The sequence below is a fragment of the Streptomyces sp. NPDC029151 genome (assembly GCF_055564315.1).
Genome location: NZ_JBVHWQ010000011.1, coordinates 196,752 through 211,532, shown reverse-complemented (window position 1 = coordinate 211,532; position 14,781 = coordinate 196,752). Strand labels below are relative to the sequence as shown.

Annotated in this window: 17 protein-coding genes and 5 tRNA genes; 16 read left to right on the top strand and 6 right to left on the bottom strand. The window is 70.5% G+C overall.

Annotation, left to right across the window (positions count from 1 at the left end):
• Nucleotides 1-250 precede the first annotated feature (250 nt).
• From ACZ4VF_RS32795 to ACZ4VF_RS32760, 8 genes are all read left to right on the top strand, one after another.
• A complete protein-coding gene (locus ACZ4VF_RS32795) occupies nucleotides 251-1,036 on the top strand; it encodes a fumarylacetoacetate hydrolase family protein (protein WP_467930555.1) in 786 nt (261 codons plus the stop codon).
• Nucleotides 1,020-2,504 (top strand): glutamate--tRNA ligase, encoded by a 1,485-nt coding sequence (gene gltX, locus ACZ4VF_RS32790; RefSeq protein WP_467930554.1) that lies wholly within the window; start codon nucleotides 1,020-1,022, stop codon nucleotides 2,502-2,504. Before ACZ4VF_RS32795 ends, gltX begins: the two co-directional genes overlap by 17 nt.
• Nucleotides 2,505-2,699: 195 nt before the next feature.
• Nucleotides 2,700-3,431 (top strand): HAD family hydrolase, encoded by a 732-nt coding sequence (locus tag ACZ4VF_RS32785; RefSeq protein ID WP_467930553.1) that lies wholly within the window; start codon nucleotides 2,700-2,702, stop codon nucleotides 3,429-3,431.
• An 89-nt stretch (nucleotides 3,432-3,520) separates the two neighbouring features.
• Nucleotides 3,521-3,592: transfer RNA gene (locus ACZ4VF_RS32780), tRNA-Gln, on the top strand.
• A 21-nt stretch (nucleotides 3,593-3,613) separates the two neighbouring features.
• Nucleotides 3,614-3,686: transfer RNA gene (locus ACZ4VF_RS32775), tRNA-Glu, on the top strand.
• 29 nt (nucleotides 3,687-3,715) lie between these two features.
• A tRNA-Glu gene (locus tag ACZ4VF_RS32770) sits at nucleotides 3,716-3,788 on the top strand.
• Between the two features lie 21 nt (nucleotides 3,789-3,809).
• Nucleotides 3,810-3,881 (top strand) — tRNA-Gln (locus ACZ4VF_RS32765).
• 44 nt (nucleotides 3,882-3,925) lie between these two features.
• Nucleotides 3,926-3,998: transfer RNA gene (locus ACZ4VF_RS32760), tRNA-Glu, on the top strand.
• A gap of 53 nt (nucleotides 3,999-4,051) precedes the next feature.
• Here the strand turns inward: ACZ4VF_RS32760 and ACZ4VF_RS32755 are convergent.
• On the bottom strand, nucleotides 4,052-4,696 hold the full coding sequence (locus tag ACZ4VF_RS32755) for a MerR family transcriptional regulator (protein ID WP_467930551.1): 645 nt from the start codon (nucleotides 4,694-4,696) through the stop codon (nucleotides 4,052-4,054).
• Nucleotides 4,697-4,777: 81 nt separating this feature from the next.
• On the opposite strand from ACZ4VF_RS32755, the gene ACZ4VF_RS32750 reads away from it, so the two are divergent.
• Entirely contained in the window at nucleotides 4,778-5,287 is a 510-nt protein-coding gene (locus ACZ4VF_RS32750; protein ID WP_467930549.1) for a DUF4188 domain-containing protein, read from the top strand.
• A gap of 89 nt (nucleotides 5,288-5,376) precedes the next feature.
• Here ACZ4VF_RS32750 and ndgR read toward each other — a convergent pair whose 3' ends face one another.
• Nucleotides 5,377-6,093, bottom strand: a complete 717-nt coding sequence (gene ndgR, locus ACZ4VF_RS32745; protein ID WP_009320373.1) for an IclR family transcriptional regulator NdgR — start codon at nucleotides 6,091-6,093, stop codon at nucleotides 5,377-5,379.
• 207 nt (nucleotides 6,094-6,300) lie between these two features.
• Here ndgR and leuC point away from each other — a divergent pair, with 207 nt between their 5' ends.
• From leuC to ACZ4VF_RS32725, 4 genes are all read left to right on the top strand, one after another.
• Complete coding sequence (leuC, locus tag ACZ4VF_RS32740) at nucleotides 6,301-7,725, top strand: 3-isopropylmalate dehydratase large subunit (protein WP_467930548.1); 1,425 nt, start codon at nucleotides 6,301-6,303, stop codon at nucleotides 7,723-7,725.
• A 5-nt stretch (nucleotides 7,726-7,730) separates the two neighbouring features.
• A complete protein-coding gene (gene leuD / locus ACZ4VF_RS32735; RefSeq protein WP_467930547.1) occupies nucleotides 7,731-8,324 on the top strand; it encodes a 3-isopropylmalate dehydratase small subunit in 594 nt (197 codons plus the stop codon).
• Between the two features lie 275 nt (nucleotides 8,325-8,599).
• The gene (locus tag ACZ4VF_RS32730) at nucleotides 8,600-8,830 is read left to right on the top strand and encodes an SCO5555 family protein (protein WP_467930546.1); all 231 of its coding nucleotides are present in this window, start codon (nucleotides 8,600-8,602) and stop codon (nucleotides 8,828-8,830) included.
• 136 nt (nucleotides 8,831-8,966) lie between these two features.
• Nucleotides 8,967-9,647 (top strand): HU family DNA-binding protein, encoded by a 681-nt coding sequence (locus ACZ4VF_RS32725; protein ID WP_467930544.1) that lies wholly within the window; start codon nucleotides 8,967-8,969, stop codon nucleotides 9,645-9,647.
• Nucleotides 9,648-9,718: 71 nt separating this feature from the next.
• Here ACZ4VF_RS32725 and ACZ4VF_RS32720 read toward each other — a convergent pair whose 3' ends face one another.
• Both ACZ4VF_RS32720 and cofC read right to left on the bottom strand, forming a co-directional pair.
• Nucleotides 9,719-9,922, bottom strand: a complete 204-nt coding sequence (locus tag ACZ4VF_RS32720) for a hypothetical protein (RefSeq protein ID WP_467930543.1) — start codon at nucleotides 9,920-9,922, stop codon at nucleotides 9,719-9,721.
• Between the two features lie 102 nt (nucleotides 9,923-10,024).
• Nucleotides 10,025-10,663: a 2-phospho-L-lactate guanylyltransferase gene (gene cofC / locus ACZ4VF_RS32715; RefSeq protein WP_467930542.1), complete on the bottom strand. Its 639-nt coding sequence runs from the start codon at nucleotides 10,661-10,663 to the stop codon at nucleotides 10,025-10,027.
• Between the two features lie 153 nt (nucleotides 10,664-10,816).
• Between cofC and ACZ4VF_RS32710 the strand changes: the two genes are divergently transcribed.
• From ACZ4VF_RS32710 to ACZ4VF_RS32700, 3 genes are all read left to right on the top strand, one after another.
• Nucleotides 10,817-11,647 carry a lysophospholipid acyltransferase family protein gene (locus ACZ4VF_RS32710; protein ID WP_467930541.1) on the top strand — a complete coding sequence of 277 codons (831 nt, stop codon included), beginning with the start codon at nucleotides 10,817-10,819 and terminating at the stop codon, nucleotides 11,645-11,647.
• Complete coding sequence (locus tag ACZ4VF_RS32705) at nucleotides 11,644-12,654, top strand: NAD(P)H-dependent glycerol-3-phosphate dehydrogenase (protein WP_467930539.1); 1,011 nt, start codon at nucleotides 11,644-11,646, stop codon at nucleotides 12,652-12,654. The genes ACZ4VF_RS32710 and ACZ4VF_RS32705 overlap by 4 nt, the downstream gene beginning before the upstream one ends.
• A gap of 103 nt (nucleotides 12,655-12,757) precedes the next feature.
• Nucleotides 12,758-13,915, top strand: a complete 1,158-nt coding sequence (locus tag ACZ4VF_RS32700; protein ID WP_467930538.1) for a D-alanine--D-alanine ligase family protein — start codon at nucleotides 12,758-12,760, stop codon at nucleotides 13,913-13,915.
• Nucleotides 13,916-13,927: 12 nt separating this feature from the next.
• On the opposite strand, the gene ACZ4VF_RS32695 is transcribed toward ACZ4VF_RS32700, so the two are convergent.
• Together ACZ4VF_RS32695 and ACZ4VF_RS32690 are read right to left on the bottom strand one after the other, a co-directional pair.
• On the bottom strand, nucleotides 13,928-14,449 hold the full coding sequence (locus tag ACZ4VF_RS32695) for a DUF3515 domain-containing protein (protein ID WP_467930537.1): 522 nt from the start codon (nucleotides 14,447-14,449) through the stop codon (nucleotides 13,928-13,930).
• Nucleotides 14,450-14,469: 20 nt separating this feature from the next.
• Nucleotides 14,470-14,703, bottom strand: coding sequence for an Lrp/AsnC family transcriptional regulator (locus ACZ4VF_RS32690; protein WP_028802415.1), 234 nt, complete (start codon nucleotides 14,701-14,703; stop codon nucleotides 14,470-14,472).
• Nucleotides 14,704-14,781: the final 78 nt, after the last annotated feature.

The following is a 14,781-nucleotide window of genomic DNA, read 5'->3' as shown; positions in this document are numbered from 1 at the left end:
GGTTGGGGTTATACGAGCAAGCACCAACCCACCCACCGAACCCCCCCCCCCCCCCCCCCCCCCCCCCCCCCCCCCCCCCCCCGCGCCCGTTCCGTTTCTCCGCCGTCTCCGCCGTCTCCGCCGTCTCGGCTTCTCCGCCGGTGACCCGCTTCCCACCTGCGGCGATGCCCCCAGAAGCGAACAACTTCGCATGGCTCCGATAGCCTGAGGCGTCAGTACGCCGGTTCTCAGTGAGGGGCGCAAGGATCCCGTGCGCATCGCCAGGTTCTCCATCGACGGGAACGTAGCCTTCGGCGCGGTCGAGGGCGACAAGCAGGACGAACTCGTCCTCGACATCATCAAGGGCATCCCGTTCGCGGACTTCGAGCTGTCCGGGACGAAGGTGCCGCTCGGCAAGGTCAGGCTGCTGCCGCCGGTACTCCCGAACAAGGTCGTGGCCTTCGCCCGCACCTACCGCGAGCACGCCCAGGAGCTGGGCAACGCGGTGCCCGAGGCGCCGTTCGCCTTCTTCAAGCCGTCCACCTCCGTGATCGGCCCCGGCGACGAGATCCAGTACCCGTCGTTCAGCGAGGAGCTGCACCACGAGGCCGAGCTGGCCGTCGTCATCGGCCGCATGTGCCGCGAGGTCCCGCGCGAGCGCGTCAAGGACGTGATCTTCGGCTACACCTGCGCCAACGACGTCACCGCCCGCGACGTGCAGAAGCGCGAGAAGCAGTGGGCACGGGCCAAGGGCTTCGACACCTCCTGCCCGCTCGGTCCCTGGGTGGAGACGGACCTCTCGGTGGAGGCCGCGAACGACCTCACCATCCAGCTCACCGTCAACGGCGAACAGCGCCAGCTGGGCCGCACGAGCGAGATGATCCACCCCATCGAGGACCTGATCGTCAACATCTCCGAGGCCATGACGCTGCTCCCCGGTGACGTCATCCTCACCGGCACCCCCGCGGGGGTCGGCCCCCTCGGCGTCGGCGACGAGGTCGCCGTCACCATCGAAGGCATCGGCACTCTCACCAACAAGGTTGTCAAGCGTGGCTAGCGCACCCGTACGCGTCCGTTTCTGCCCCTCGCCGACCGGTAACCCCCACGTGGGCCTGGTCCGCACCGCCCTGTTCAACTGGGCGTTCGCCCGGCACCACCAGGGCACCCTGGTGTTCCGCATCGAGGACACCGATGCGGCCCGCGACTCGGAGGAGTCGTACAACCAGCTGCTGGACGCGATGCGCTGGCTCGGCTTCGACTGGGACGAGGGCCCGGAGGTCGGCGGCCCGCACGCGCCGTACCGCCAGTCCCAGCGCATGGACCTCTACAAGGACGTCGCGCAGAAGCTCCTCGACGGCGGCTACGCCTACCACTGCTACTGCTCCCAGGAGGAGCTGGACACCCGCCGCGAGGCCGCCCGCGCCGCCGGGAAGCCCTCCGGCTACGACGGCCACTGCCGCGAGCTGACCGCCGGGCAGGTCGAGGAGTACCAGGCCCAGGGCCGCACCCCGATCGTCCGCTTCCGGATGCCGGACGAGACGATCACCTTCACCGACCTGGTCCGCGGCGAGCTGACCTTCACGCCGGAGAACGTGCCCGACTACGGCATCGTCCGCGCGAACGGCGCCCCGCTGTACACGCTGGTCAACCCGGTCGACGACGCCCTGATGGAGATCACCCACGTCCTGCGCGGCGAGGACCTGCTCTCCTCCACCCCGCGCCAGATCGCCCTGTACAAGGCGCTGATCGAACTGGGCATCGCGAAGCAGACCCCGCACTTCGGCCACCTGCCGTACGTCATGGGCGAGGGCAACAAGAAGCTCTCCAAGCGCGACCCGCAGGCCTCCCTCAACCTCTACCGGGAGCAGGGCTTCCTGCCCGAGGGCCTGCTCAACTACCTGTCCCTGCTGGGCTGGTCGCTCTCGGCGGAGCAGGACATCTTCACGATCGAGGAGATGGTCGCGGCCTTCGACATCTCCGACGTGAACCCGAACCCGGCGCGCTTCGACCTGAAGAAGTGCGAGGCGATCAACGGCGACCACATCCGCATGCTGGATGTGAAGGAGTTCACCGAGCGCTGCCGCCCCTGGCTGAGGGCCCCGTTCGCCCCGTGGGCGCCGGAGGACTTCGACGAGGCGCAGTGGCAGGCGATCGCCCCGCACGCCCAGACCCGCCTCAAGGTCCTGTCCGAGATCACCGACAACGTCGACTTCCTCTTCCTCCCGGAGCCGGTGACCGACGAGGCGTCGTGGGCCAAGGCCATGAAGGAGGGCAGCGACGCCCTGCTCCGCACGGCCCGGGAGAAGCTGGAGGCGGCCGACTGGACCTCCGCCGAGTCCCTCAAGGAGGCCGTCCTGGCCGCCGGCGAGGCGCACGGCCTCAAGCTCGGCAAGGCCCAGGCCCCGGTCCGCGTGGCCGTCACCGGCCGCACCGTGGGCCTGCCCCTCTTCGAGTCCCTGGAGATCCTGGGCAAGGAGAAGACGCTGGCCCGCATCGACGCGGCCCTGGCCAGGCTCACCGCGTAAGGATCACCGCGCCGACAGGGGCGGCACCCGGAACTCCGGGTGCCGCCCCTGTCGCGTCGGTCACCGGGCGTCGGCCTCCTCGACCAGGTAGTGGCTCTCGTCGAAGATCTCCGGCACGACGATGACCATGATCGTGCCGGGGCCGCCGTGTACTCCGGCGGAGTCTGCCGGCCGTCCGGCGCTACCGTCGGGGGTATGACGATCAGAGCCGTGGTCTGGGACGTGGACGACACGCTGTTCGACTACACGACCGCCGACCGTGAGGGGATGCGGGCGCACCTGGCGGCCGAGGGGCTGCTCGCCGGGTACGACAGCCCCGTGCAGGCCCTCGCGCGGTGGCGGGAGATCACCGATCTGCAGTGGGCGCGGTACGCGGCGGGGGAGTGCTCCTTCCAGGACCAGCGGCGCGACCGGGTGCGGGTGTTTCTCGGCACCCGGATGACCGACGCCGAGTGCGACGCCTGGTTCCAGCGGTACGTGGGGCACTACGAGGCCGCCTGGAGCGTCTTCCCCGACGTCCTGCCCGTCCTGGAGGCCCTCTCCGCCAGCCACCGGCACGCGGTGCTGTCCAACTCCAGCATCACCGTCCAGGAGCACAAGCTGCGCACCCTGGGCCTGCTGGACCGCTTCGAGTCCGTGCTGTGCGCCGCCGAGCTGGGCGTCTCCAAGCCGGAGCCGGGCGCCTTCCTGGCGTCCTGCGAGGCACTGGGCCTGCCGCCGCACGAGGTGGCGTACGTCGGCGACCACCCCGAGATCGACGGGCGGGGCGCCGCCGAGGCCGGGCTGCTGTCGGTGTGGATCGACCGCGGAGGGGTCTACGCGGCCGCCCCCGGGGAGATCGTCGCGCACCGGATCTCGACCCTCGCCGAACTCCCGGCGCTCGTCCGCGCGGATACCCGTTTTGGAGCCCCGTCCACCTTCGGGTAATGTTCTTTCTGCGCCGAGGGGAACGGGCCGAAAGGCCGGAACCCCACGGAGCAGACTAGAACGAGAACCCCGCAGGGGTTGAGTTCCAGTGGCCTATGGTGTAATTGGCAGCACGACTGATTCTGGTTCAGTTAGTCTTGGTTCGAGTCCAGGTAGGCCAGCTCGCAGAGCTCATCTGCAAAGCCCCCGTTGTGTAGCGGCCTAGCACGCTGCCCTCTCAAGGCAGTAGCGCCGGTTCGAATCCGGTCGGGGGTACTGATCTCGATCTTGTCGGGATCGCTAGGGCCCCCGTTGTGTAGCGGCCTAGCACGCCGCCCTCTCAAGGCGGTAGCGCCGGTTCGAATCCGGTCGGGGGTACTGACTGGTCTAAACCATCATTGGTCTATGGTGTAATTGGCAGCACGACTGATTCTGGTTCAGTTAGTCTTGGTTCGAGTCCAGGTAGACCAGCTCGGACCTGCGGCGGTGCAGTATTGAACGCCTGCAGTGTCCACGCCCCCGTTGTGTAGCGGCCTAGCACGCCGCCCTCTCAAGGCGGTAGCGCCGGTTCGAATCCGGTCGGGGGTACATCGGGAAGGCCCCTCGCTTCGGCGGGGGGCCTTCGTGCCGTCCGGCGCCGGCTACTCGAAGCCGTACCGCCGGGTCGACTCCTCCTCCTGGGCCAGCCGGCGCAGCGCCTGCAGCATCGGCTCGGTCAGCACCGCGCCGAGCACCGCCGTCTCCACCTTCTCCGCCTCCGACGGACGCGTCTCCACGAAGTCCAGGTCGAGCCTGGCCACCTCGTGCATCAACTGGGCGTACGAAGCGAGCAGTTCGAACCCCCACTCGTAGCCGATCCGGCGGAACGCGGCCACCGCCACCACCAGCGAGCGGTACGCGGGGGAGACGGTCGCGAGCAGCCCGGCGTTCTGCCAGCCGAGCCGTTCCAGGAGCGCGGCGACCTCCTGCTGCGCGGCCCGGACGTACTCGTCCTCCTCGTCCGGCTCCTGCACCTGCGGCAGGGCCCACAGGGCCGCGCCCAGGCGCATCGAGCGGCCCAGGGAGTCGTCGTCCACGTGCCCGAGCACCTCCCGGACCGTGGCCACCGGGAGCCCGCCGACCTGGATCATCGCGCGCACCAGCCTGAGCCGGCGCAGGTGCTCCTCGTCGTACTCCGCCGTCGTCGTGTTGACCTGGCGGCCCGGCGGCAACAGCCCTTCGCGCAGGTAGTACTTGATCGTCGCGGTGGCCACACCGCTGCGTCTGCTCAGCTCGGCAAGCCGCATCCCTTGCGCTCCTCCTTGGACAGCGGCACTATCCAAGCATGCGCGCCTTGGATAGCGACGCTCACCGACGAGGGGGAACCCATGGTGTCCCGAACGACCGCTGACGCGCAGGGCGAGGTCGTCGTTCTGCTGATCGGCATGCGCATCCACCGCTTCCGGGCCGTTCACCTGTGGCTGCCCGTGATGCTGGCGATGGTCCGCATGCTGCGGGAACTGGAGAAGGACCCGGCGCGGGGGCTGCGCGCCAAGGTGATGCTGACGGCGTCGCCGCGGAGCTACTACGTCGTCCAGTACTGGGAGTCCAAAGAGAAGCTCTACGCGTACGCGACCGCCCCGGACGCCTTCCACCGCACGGCCTGGGCGCGGCTCAACCGCAAGGAGCGCGCCGGGAGACTGCGCGGGCAGGTGGGGATCTGGCACGAGACGTACGTCGTGCCGGAGGGGTCCTACGAGGCGGTCTACGGGGACATGCCGGCGTTCGGACTCGCCGAGGCGTACGGGCAGGTGCCGCTGGAGCGGCGGGGCCGGTACGCGAAGGACCGGTTCTCGTACCGCACCGGGCGGGGACCGGTGGCGGAGGAGGCTTCCTGAACCGGGGGGACCGGGGGATCGGGGGAGCGGAGGAGGGCCTGCCGCGGCGTTGGGGCAGGCCCTCCTCGGCGTCTTCCGCGCGGCCGGGGTCAGCCGGAGCGGCGCAGGGCCTCCGAGAGGCGGGCCGCGGCGTCGATGACCGCCTGGGCGTGCATACGGCCCGGGTGGCGGGTCAGGCGCTCGATGGGGCCCGAGACGGACACGGCGGCCACCACGCGGTTGGAGGGGCCGCGTACGGGCGCCGAGACGGACGCGACGCCCGGCTCCCGCTCGCCGATGGACTGGGCCCAGCCGCGCCGCCGCACGCCCGACAGCGCCGTCGCCGTGAAGCGGGCGCCCTGCAGGCCGCGGTGCAGGCGCTCGGGCTCCTCCCAGGCCATCAGGATCTGCGCCGAGGAACCGGCCTTCATCGTCAGCGTGGAACCCACCGGGACGGTGTCCCGCAGACCGGACAGGCGCTCCGCCGCGGCCACACAGATCCGCATGTCGCCCTGGCGACGGTAGAGCTGCGCGCTCTCGCCGGTGACATCACGGAGGTGGGTGAGCACGGGGCCCGCCGTCGCGAGCAGGCGGTCCTCGCCCGCCGCCGCCGCGAGCTCCGCCAGGCGCGGTCCGAGGATGAACCGGCCCTGCATGTCGCGTGCCACCATGCGGTGGTGTTCCAGGGCCACGGCCAGGCGGTGGGCCGTGGGTCGTGCCAGTCCGGTGGCTCCGACCAGACCCGCGAGGGTGGCCGGACCGGACTCCAGAGCGCTCAGGACGAGGGCCGCCTTGTCCAGAACGCCGACGCCGCTACTGTTGTCCATGCAACGATACTCACGTCTCACTCTGTGAAACGCAAGTTCAATTTTCCGTGGAACGCGCCACCCTGGAATCACACAGCGGCCCGCAGACCAACGGGCCTGGCGGTGGACGCCCGGAATCACGACGTTCAGGGGCCCCGAGACGGGCAGCCACCGCTCCTCAAGATCTCTAGTTGGGTCGGTGGACGCTTGCCGGCCGGAGGGAAAGCGATGGGTAGGACACTCGCGGAGAAGGTCTGGGACGACCATGTCGTCCGGCGCGCCGAGGGCGAGCCCGACCTCCTCTACATCGATCTGCACCTGCTGCACGAGGTGACCAGCCCCCAGGCCTTCGACGGGCTCCGCAAGAGCGGCCGCCAGGTGCGCCGTCTCGACCTCACCATCGCGACCGAGGACCACAACACCCCGACCCTCGACATCGACAAGCCCATCGCCGACCCCGTCTCCCGCGCCCAGCTGGAGACCCTGCGCAAGAACTGCGCCGAGTTCGGAGTGCGGCTGCACCCCCTGGGCGACGTCGAGCAGGGCGTGGTGCACGTCGTCGGCCCGCAGCTGGGCCTGACCCAGCCCGGCACGACCGTCGTCTGCGGCGACTCGCACACCTCCACGCACGGTGCCTTCGGCGCGCTGGCGTTCGGCATCGGCACCTCCCAGGTCGAGCACGTGCTGGCCACCCAGACGCTGCCGATGGCCCGCCCGAAGACCATGGCGATCACGGTCGACGGCGAGCTGCCCGACGGCGTCACCGCCAAGGACCTGATCCTGGCGATCATCGCGAAGATCGGCACCGGCGGCGGCCAGGGCTACGTCCTGGAGTACCGCGGCTCCGCCATCGAGAAGCTCTCGATGGAGGCCCGGATGACCATCTGCAACATGTCGATCGAGGCCGGTGCCCGCGCGGGCATGATCGCCCCCGACGAGACCACCTTCGCGTACCTCCAGGGCCGCCCGCACGCCCCCGAGGGCGCCGACTGGGACGCGGCCGTCGCCTACTGGAAGACCCTGCGGACCGACGAGGACGCCGTCTTCGACGCCGAGGTGCACATCGACGCGGCGTCGCTGTCCCCCTTCGTCACCTGGGGCACCAACCCCGGCCAGGGCGCGCCGCTTTCGGCGGACGTCCCCGACCCGGCTTCGTACGAAGACGCTTCGGAGCGCTTCGCCGCCGAAAAGGCCCTGGAGTACATGGGGTTGGAGGCCGGACAGCCGCTGCGTTCCATCAAGGTGGACACGGTCTTCGTAGGTTCCTGCACCAACGGCCGCATCGAGGACCTGCGCGCCGCCGCCGACCTGCTGCGGGGCCGCAAAGTCGCCGACGGCGTACGGATGCTGGTCGTCCCGGGCTCCGCGCGGGTGGGCCTGCAGGCCGTCTCCGAGGGCCTGGACGTGGTCTTCAAGGAGGCCGGTGCCGAATGGCGGCACGCCGGCTGCTCGATGTGCCTCGGCATGAACCCCGACCAGCTGGCACCGGGCGAGCGCTCCGCCTCCACCTCCAACCGCAACTTCGAGGGCCGGCAGGGCAAGGGCGGCCGTACGCACCTGGTGTCGCCGCAGGTCGCGGCCGCGACCGCCGTCCTGGGCCACCTGGCCTCGCCCGCCGACCTGACCGACGCCCCCGCGCCCGCTGGAGTCTGAGAATCATGGAAGCCTTCACCACCCACACCGGCCGGGCCGTCCCGCTGCGCCGCAGCAACGTCGACACCGACCAGATCATCCCTGCTCACTGGCTCAAGAAGGTCACCCGGGACGGCTTCGAGGACGGTCTGTTCGAGGCCTGGCGCAAGGACCCGGAGTTCGTCCTCAACCGCCCCGAGCGGCAGGGCGCCACCGTCCTGGTCGCCGGACCCGACTTCGGCACCGGCTCCTCCCGCGAGCACGCCGTCTGGGCGTTGCAGAACTACGGCTTCAAGGCCGTGATCTCCTCCCGCTTCGCCGACATCTTCCGGGGCAACTCGCTGAAGAACGGCCTGCTCACGGTGGTGCTGGACCAGAAGACCGTGGACGCGCTGTGGGAGCTGACGGAAGCGGACCCCACTACTGAGGTCACTGTGGACCTTGAGGCGCGTGAGGTGCGCGCCGGGGGCATCACCGCCTCCTTCGAGCTGGACGAGAACTCCCGCTGGCGGCTGCTGAACGGCCTGGACGACATCTCCATCACGCTCCGGAACGAGTCCGACATCGCCGCCTACGAGGCCGGGCGCCCCGCCTACAAGCCGCGCACCCTCCCCGTCTGATCCACTCGGCCCGGAACCCCCTGAACGGGTCGGGTTTCGGCCACCGCGACACCCCGTCCGTACCCCCGATCGCCACGATCGGGGGTACGGCCATGTCTGCACCCGAACGGCCCTGCCCGTCCGTCCTGCTCAGCTCAACTGCCCACGTTAGGACGCCTGTTGTTCGGGTACGTGAGTGCTGTGTTCGCGCCCTCCGCAAGTGCCTGGAAGGCCATTTGAGGCGGCAGTTACCCCCTGCGCAGGCGACAACTCGCCCCAGATGGCACAATCTGTGCATGGAACACGACGGCCAACTCCAGCTCTATGCGGCGGTCGCGAACCAACTCAAGGAAGCGCACGCAAGAGTGCGCGCACTGCAAGTCCCGGAGGGCGTACGGATGGCGCTGACCCGGAAGCTGCTGGTCATTACGGCCGCGGCCAAGCACGATCTCGCCGACGCGGCAAGGCGGCTCGATCGGTTCACGGCGGATCTCGACACGGGTCGGATCCCTGACGAGGACCGCTGAACCGTCCGGGACGGCCGAGTCCGTTGCGGCACAAGGGTGATAAGCCCGTTTCGTGTTTGATTTGCGGTATATATCTGCCTAACGTGCGAAAAAGCTTGAACACTTTCGTTCTGGCGAGGTCTCCGAAGGGGAAGACGTGAACAAGGCGCAGCTCGTAGAAGCGATTGCCGACAAGGTGGGTGGCCGCCAGCAGGCCGCCGATGCTGTCGATCATGTCCTGGACGCCATCGTCCGCGCGGTCGTCGCGGGCGAGCGGGTCTCGGTCACCGGCTTCGGGTCCTTCGAGAAGGTGGACCGCCCCGCCCGCTACGCCCGCAACCCCCAGACGGGCGAGCGGGTTCGGGTCAAGAAGACCTCCGTCCCGCGCTTCCGTGCCGGTCAGGGCTTCAAGGACCTGGTGAGCGGCTCGAAGAAGCTCCCGCGCGGGGGCGAGGTCTCGGTCAAGAAGGCGCCCAAGGGCAGCCTGTCCGGCGCGCCGCCCACCATCGCCAAGGCCGCCGGCAAGAAGGCCGCCGCGAAGAAGACGGCCACCGCCGCGGCGAAGAAGACCACCGCGAAGAAGGCGACGCCGGCGAAGAAGGCCACCACCACCGCCGCCGCGAAGAAGACCACGGCGAAGAAGGCGCCCGCCGCGAAGAAGACCACGACGGCCGCCAAGACCGCCACGCCCGCCGCGAAGAAGACCACCGCCAAGAAGGCGTCGACGGCCAAGAAGGCCCCGGCCAAGAAGGTCACCGCGAAGAAGGCCCCGGCCAAGAAGTCGACGGCCCGCAAGACCACCGCCAAGAAGACCACCGCCCGCAAGGCGACGTCGTAAGGCCGCCAGGACGTTCACGCGCCGGGCCGGACTCCCCAGGGGAGCCCGGCCCGCGGTGTGTGCGGGGGCGGTTACAGGGTCTGAAGGGTGACGAGGGTGATCCGCACGGCGCCGCCCTCGCCCTCCGTCTCGATCCGCACGCGCTGTCCGGGGCGCAGCAGGCGCAGGCCCCCGGCGTCGAACGCGGCGGCGTCGAAGGGCACCGGGGTGCCGTCGTCGAGGAGCACCTGACCGCTGCGGGTGTCCGGGTCGTAGGTGTATGCGGTGGCCTGCATGGCAGCAGCCTACTGGTCGCTCCGGATCCGGCTTCCGCGGCAGGTGCCGCGGGCGACCCGGGCGTCTCGGGGCCGTGAAGCCGAAGATCTGCGGGGGCGTCTTCAGGAGCCCGGGATCAGCAAGCCCGCCGACGCCGCCGCCGTGTGCCGGCCCACGCCCAGCCGCAGCGCCGCACGCAGATCGTCGCCGGTGTCCACGTCCTGGCGTACCGAATCGACCCCCGTGAGCACGAGTTCCGTCGCACCGGAGGCGCGGTGGCGGGAGCGGGAATCGGTGCCGAACGCCGGCCGCAATTCCCGGCCGGTACCGGCGGCCAGCAGTGTCGTACCCCTTTCCGCCGCATCCGCCAGAAATGCCCGGGGGAATTCCGCGGCGGCGGACAGTACCCGGGACAATTCCGCCGGCCGCAGGGCCGGCAGGTCGGCGTTCAGGGCCGCCAGCGGGACGGCCGGGCGCAGCGACCGCACGACGGCCGCTCCGTGCGCCAGGGCGGCGTTCAGACCGCCGCGGGGGGTGTCCGGGACGATCCGCGCGCCCAGCGCGGCCAGCTCCCGGCCGGCCAGTTCGTCGTCCGTGACGACCGCCACATCCGACACCGCCGGGCACGCCAGCGCCGCGCCGACGGTGTCCTGCGCGAACGCCAGTGCCAGCCCGGGGCGCACCCCGTCGTGGGCGGTGTCCGCGAGCCTGCTCTTGGCCCGCGTGAGGGGCTTCAGGGGGATGACCAAGGTCCACTGCACCGGCGTACCGTCCCTCTCTCGTCGCGCTCATTGTCCCCCGCGCCATCTGGCGCGTTCGGTGGCGGGGCGTACGGTGTTCTCGACAGACCGGCGGCCCGGGGCCAGACTTGTGCGGCCCCCGCCGGGGTGGCAGTCCTAGAGGAAGGTGTCCTTGTGCCCCGCCGCAGAATCGGCTTCTGGTACCGCTTCGCCGCGGTGATCTGCAAACCGCCGCTGGTGGTTCTGATCAAGCGGGACTGGCGCGGAATGGAGCACATTCCGGCCGAGGGCGGATTTATCACCGTGGTGAACCACAATTCCCACGTGGACCCCTTCGCGTACGCGCACTATCAGTACAACACCGGACGGGTGCCGCGATTCCTGGCGAAGAGCGGGCTTTTCAAGAAGGGATTCGTCGGCGCCGCGATGCGCGGCACCGGGCAGATCCCCGTCTACCGCGAGTCCACGGACGCCCTGAGCGCCTTCCGGGCCGCGATCGACGCCGTGGAACGCGGCGAGTGCGTGGCCTTCTACCCCGAGGGCACCCTCACCCGCGACCCGAACGGCTGGCCCATGACCGGCAAGACCGGCGCCGCCCGGGTCGCCCTGCAGACCAAGTGCCCGGTCATCCCGGTCGCCCAGTGGGGCGCCAACGAACTGCTGCCCCCGTACGCCCGGAAGCCGAACCTCTTCCCGCGCAAGACGCACCACGTGCTCGCGGGTCCGCCGGTGGACCTCTCCCGTTTCTACGGCCAGGAGATGACCCCGGAGGTGCTCAAGGAGGCCACCGAGGTCATCATGGCGGCCATCACCCGCCAGCTGGAGCAGATCCGCGGCGAGAAGGCGCCCGAGACGCCGTACGACCCGCGCCGGGAGCGGATCGAACAGCGCCGCCGCACCCAGGCGCAGGCGAAGGCGAAGGCACAGGCACAGGCGAAGGCGCAGGTACAGCCGTCGGCGCAGGTGCGGACCGAGGGCCGGCAGGCGGAAGGGCAGAGCAAGTGAGCAAGCCTGTGCGGGCGGCCGTCATGGGCACCGGTTCGTGGGGCACCGCCTTCGGCATGGTCCTCGCCGACGCCGGCTGCGACGTGACCCTGTGGGCCCGCCGCCCGGAGCTGGCCGAGGCGGTCAACTCCACCCGGACCAACCCGGACTACCTGCCCGGCGTGGAGCTCCCGGAGAACCTGCGCGCCACCGCGGACGCGGCCGAGGCCCTCGGCGACGCGGACTTCACCGTGCTCGCCGTTCCCTCCCAGACGCTGCGCGCCAACCTCACCGAGTGGGCGCCGCGGCTCGCGCCGGACACCGTGCTCGTCTCCCTGATGAAGGGCGTCGAACTCGGCTCGACCATGCGGATGAGCGAGGTGATCGAGGACGTCGCCAAGGTCGGCGCCGACCGGATCGCGGTCGTCACCGGGCCCAACCTGGCCCGCGAGATCGCCGCCCGCATGCCCGCCCTCGCCGTCGTGGCCTGCACCGACGAGCGGGTCGCCCAGCGGCTCCAGGCGGCCTGCCACACGCCGTACTTCCGGCCGTACACCAACACCGACGTGGTCGGCTGCGAACTCGCCGGCGCGGTCAAGAACGTCATCGGGCTCGCGGTCGGCATCGCCGACGGCATGGGGCTCGGCGACAACGCCAAGGGCTCGCTCATCACCCGCGGTCTCGCCGAGACCACCCGGCTCGGCCTCGCGATGGGCGCCGACCCGCTGACCTTCTCCGGACTCGCGGGCCTCGGCGACCTGGTGGCCACCTGCTCCTCGCCGCTGTCCCGCAACCACACCTTCGGCACCAACCTCGGCAAGGGCATGACCCTGGAGGAGACCATCGCGGTCACCCGGCAGACCGCCGAGGGCGTCAAGTCCTGCGAGTCGGTGCTGGATCTGGCCCGCCGGCACGGCGTCGACATGCCCATCACCGAGACGGTCGTCGGCATCGTCCACGAGGGCAAGTCACCGGTCGTCGCGCTCAAGGAGCTGATGGCCCGCAGCGCCAAGCCCGAGAGGCGCTGAACCCCCGCCCGCGCGACGCTGAGCGACCGCCCGGGGGACACGCAGTCACGGCCGCCGAGCGGGCGCTGACTCGCGGGATACCACCGGGTACTCTCAACCCGATATGAGCACCGAGAACCTTCCCCAGAGCCCTGAGCAGCCGTCGCGCAAGCCGCGCGTCGCCGTCGTGTTCGGCGGCCGCAGCTCCGAACACGGGATCTCCGTGGTCACCGCCGGGGCCGTCCTCAAGGCCATCGACCGGACGAAGTACGACGTCCTGCCGATCGGCATCACCACGGACGGCCGCTGGGCGCTGACGGCCGACGAGCCGGAGCGGATGGCCATCACCGACCGCCGTACCCCCAGCGTGGAGGAGCTGGCGGAGTCGCACGAGGGCGGCGTGGTGCTCCCCGTCGACCCCGCGAACCGCGAGGTCGTCTACAGCGAGCCCGGCTCCGTGCCCAAGGCGCTCGGCGAGGTCGACGTGGTCTTCCCGGTGCTCCACGGCCCCTACGGCGAGGACGGCACCCTGCAGGGCCTGCTGGAGCTGTCCGGTGTGCCGTACGTCGGCTCGGGTGTGCTCGCCTCGGCCGTCGGCCAGGACAAGGAGTATATGAAGCGGGTGTTCACCTCCTTCGGGCTCAAGGTCGGCCCGTACCTGGTGATCCGGCCCCGCGAGTGGGCGCAGGACGAGTCCGCCGCCCGCAAGAGGATCGTCGACTTCGCCGGTGAGCACGGCTGGCCGCTGTTCGTGAAGCCCGCGCGCGCGGGCTCCTCCATCGGCATCACCAAGGTCGACGACCTGTCCGGCCTGGACGAGGCGATCGCCGAGGCGCAGTCCCACGACCCGAAGATCCTGATCGAGGCGGCCCTGCGGGGCCGTGAGATCGAGTGCGGCGTCCTGGAGTTCGAGGACGGCCCGCGGGCCTCCGTCCCGGCGGAGATCCCGCCCCCGGACGCGCACGCGTACTACGACTTCGAGGCCAAGTACATCGACTCCACGCCCGGCGTCGTCCCGGCCCCGCTCACCCCGGAGCAGACCGCCGAGGTGCGGGGGCTCGCCGTCGAGGCGTTCGAGGCGGCCTCCTGCGAGGGCCTGGTCCGCGCGGACTTCTTCCTCACCGAGGACGGCGAGTTCGTGATCAACGAGATCAACACCATGCCCGGCTTCACGCCGATCTCGATGTACCCGAAGATGTGGCAGGAGACCGGGATCGGCTACCCCGAGCTGGTGGACCGCCTGGTGCAGGCGGCGCTGCGCCGCTCCACCGGGCTGCGCTGAGACCGCGGCGGCTCAGTGCCGCATGGAGGCGAGCCCCTCGGGGATCGCCTTCTTGACGGCCGGCGCCAGGTCCATCAGCACCTGGGCGCTGTCGTCCGCCCCGGACAGCTCCTTCGGCAGGGTCACCTGCACATACGCGCGACGTTCGGACGTGGTGAACCGCCACGTCCCGTCGTCCTCCTTCTCCATCAGCCACTCCACCCCGTTGACCCCGCCGCCGATCGCGTCCGGGTCCTGGCCCAGGGCCACCTTGGGATCGACCATCTTCGGCGGCCGGACGATGCCGCAGCGCAGTATGATCGCCGGGCTTCCCCAGCCCGCCGTGTAGGCGGACCGGGGTTCGGGGTCCTGGCGGCTTCGCCCGTTCACCTTCCGTGGCAGCACCTTGGCCAGGTCACGGCAGAGCGGGGCGGTCTTCGCGTCGGGGGTGGGGACCGCGACGGTGTCGCCGTCGTCCGCGGCGGAGCAGCCCGCGACCGCGATGAGCACGACGGGCGCGAGCAGGCCGAGAGGCCGGTGACGGAAGAAGTTCACCGGCCCAGCGTAGACGGGGGCTACAGATGGACGACCGGGCAGGTCAGGGTGCGCGTGATGCCGTCCACCTGCTGGACCTTGGCGACCACCATGCGGCCGAGTTCGTCGACGGTGTCGGCCTGGGCACGCACGATCACGTCGTACGGTCCCGTCACGTCCTCCGCCTGGATCACTCCAGGGATCTTGCTGATCGTCTCGGCGACGGTCGACGCCTTGCCGACCTCCGTCTGGATCAGGATGTACGCCTGTACCACGGAACCTCCAGGGCGGCCACGAGGATCATGTGGGGGAAAGGAACGCCACGGTATCGCGTCGCCGCTCCCCGCGGGGAG

What these genes read in the sequence shown, in the direction of transcription:
- ACZ4VF_RS32730 (WP_467930546.1), top strand. Translation starts at nt 8,600, where the DNA reads ATGGAACACGACGGCCAACTCCAGCTCTATGCGGCGGTCGCGAACCAA.
- ACZ4VF_RS32720 (WP_467930543.1), bottom strand. Translation starts at nt 9,922, where the DNA reads ATGCAGGCCACCGCATACACCTACGACCCGGACACCCGCAGCGGTCAG.
- ACZ4VF_RS32755 (WP_467930551.1), bottom strand. Translation starts at nt 4,696, where the DNA reads ATGCGGCTTGCCGAGCTGAGCAGACGCAGCGGTGTGGCCACCGCGACG.
- ACZ4VF_RS32700 (WP_467930538.1), top strand. Translation starts at nt 12,758, where the DNA reads ATGAGCACCGAGAACCTTCCCCAGAGCCCTGAGCAGCCGTCGCGCAAG.
- leuD (WP_467930547.1), top strand. Translation starts at nt 7,731, where the DNA reads ATGGAAGCCTTCACCACCCACACCGGCCGGGCCGTCCCGCTGCGCCGC.
- ACZ4VF_RS32750 (WP_467930549.1), top strand. Translation starts at nt 4,778, where the DNA reads ATGGTGTCCCGAACGACCGCTGACGCGCAGGGCGAGGTCGTCGTTCTG.
- ndgR (WP_009320373.1), bottom strand. Translation starts at nt 6,093, where the DNA reads ATGGACAACAGTAGCGGCGTCGGCGTTCTGGACAAGGCGGCCCTCGTC.
- ACZ4VF_RS32785 (WP_467930553.1), top strand. Translation starts at nt 2,700, where the DNA reads ATGACGATCAGAGCCGTGGTCTGGGACGTGGACGACACGCTGTTCGAC.
- leuC (WP_467930548.1), top strand. Translation starts at nt 6,301, where the DNA reads ATGGGTAGGACACTCGCGGAGAAGGTCTGGGACGACCATGTCGTCCGG.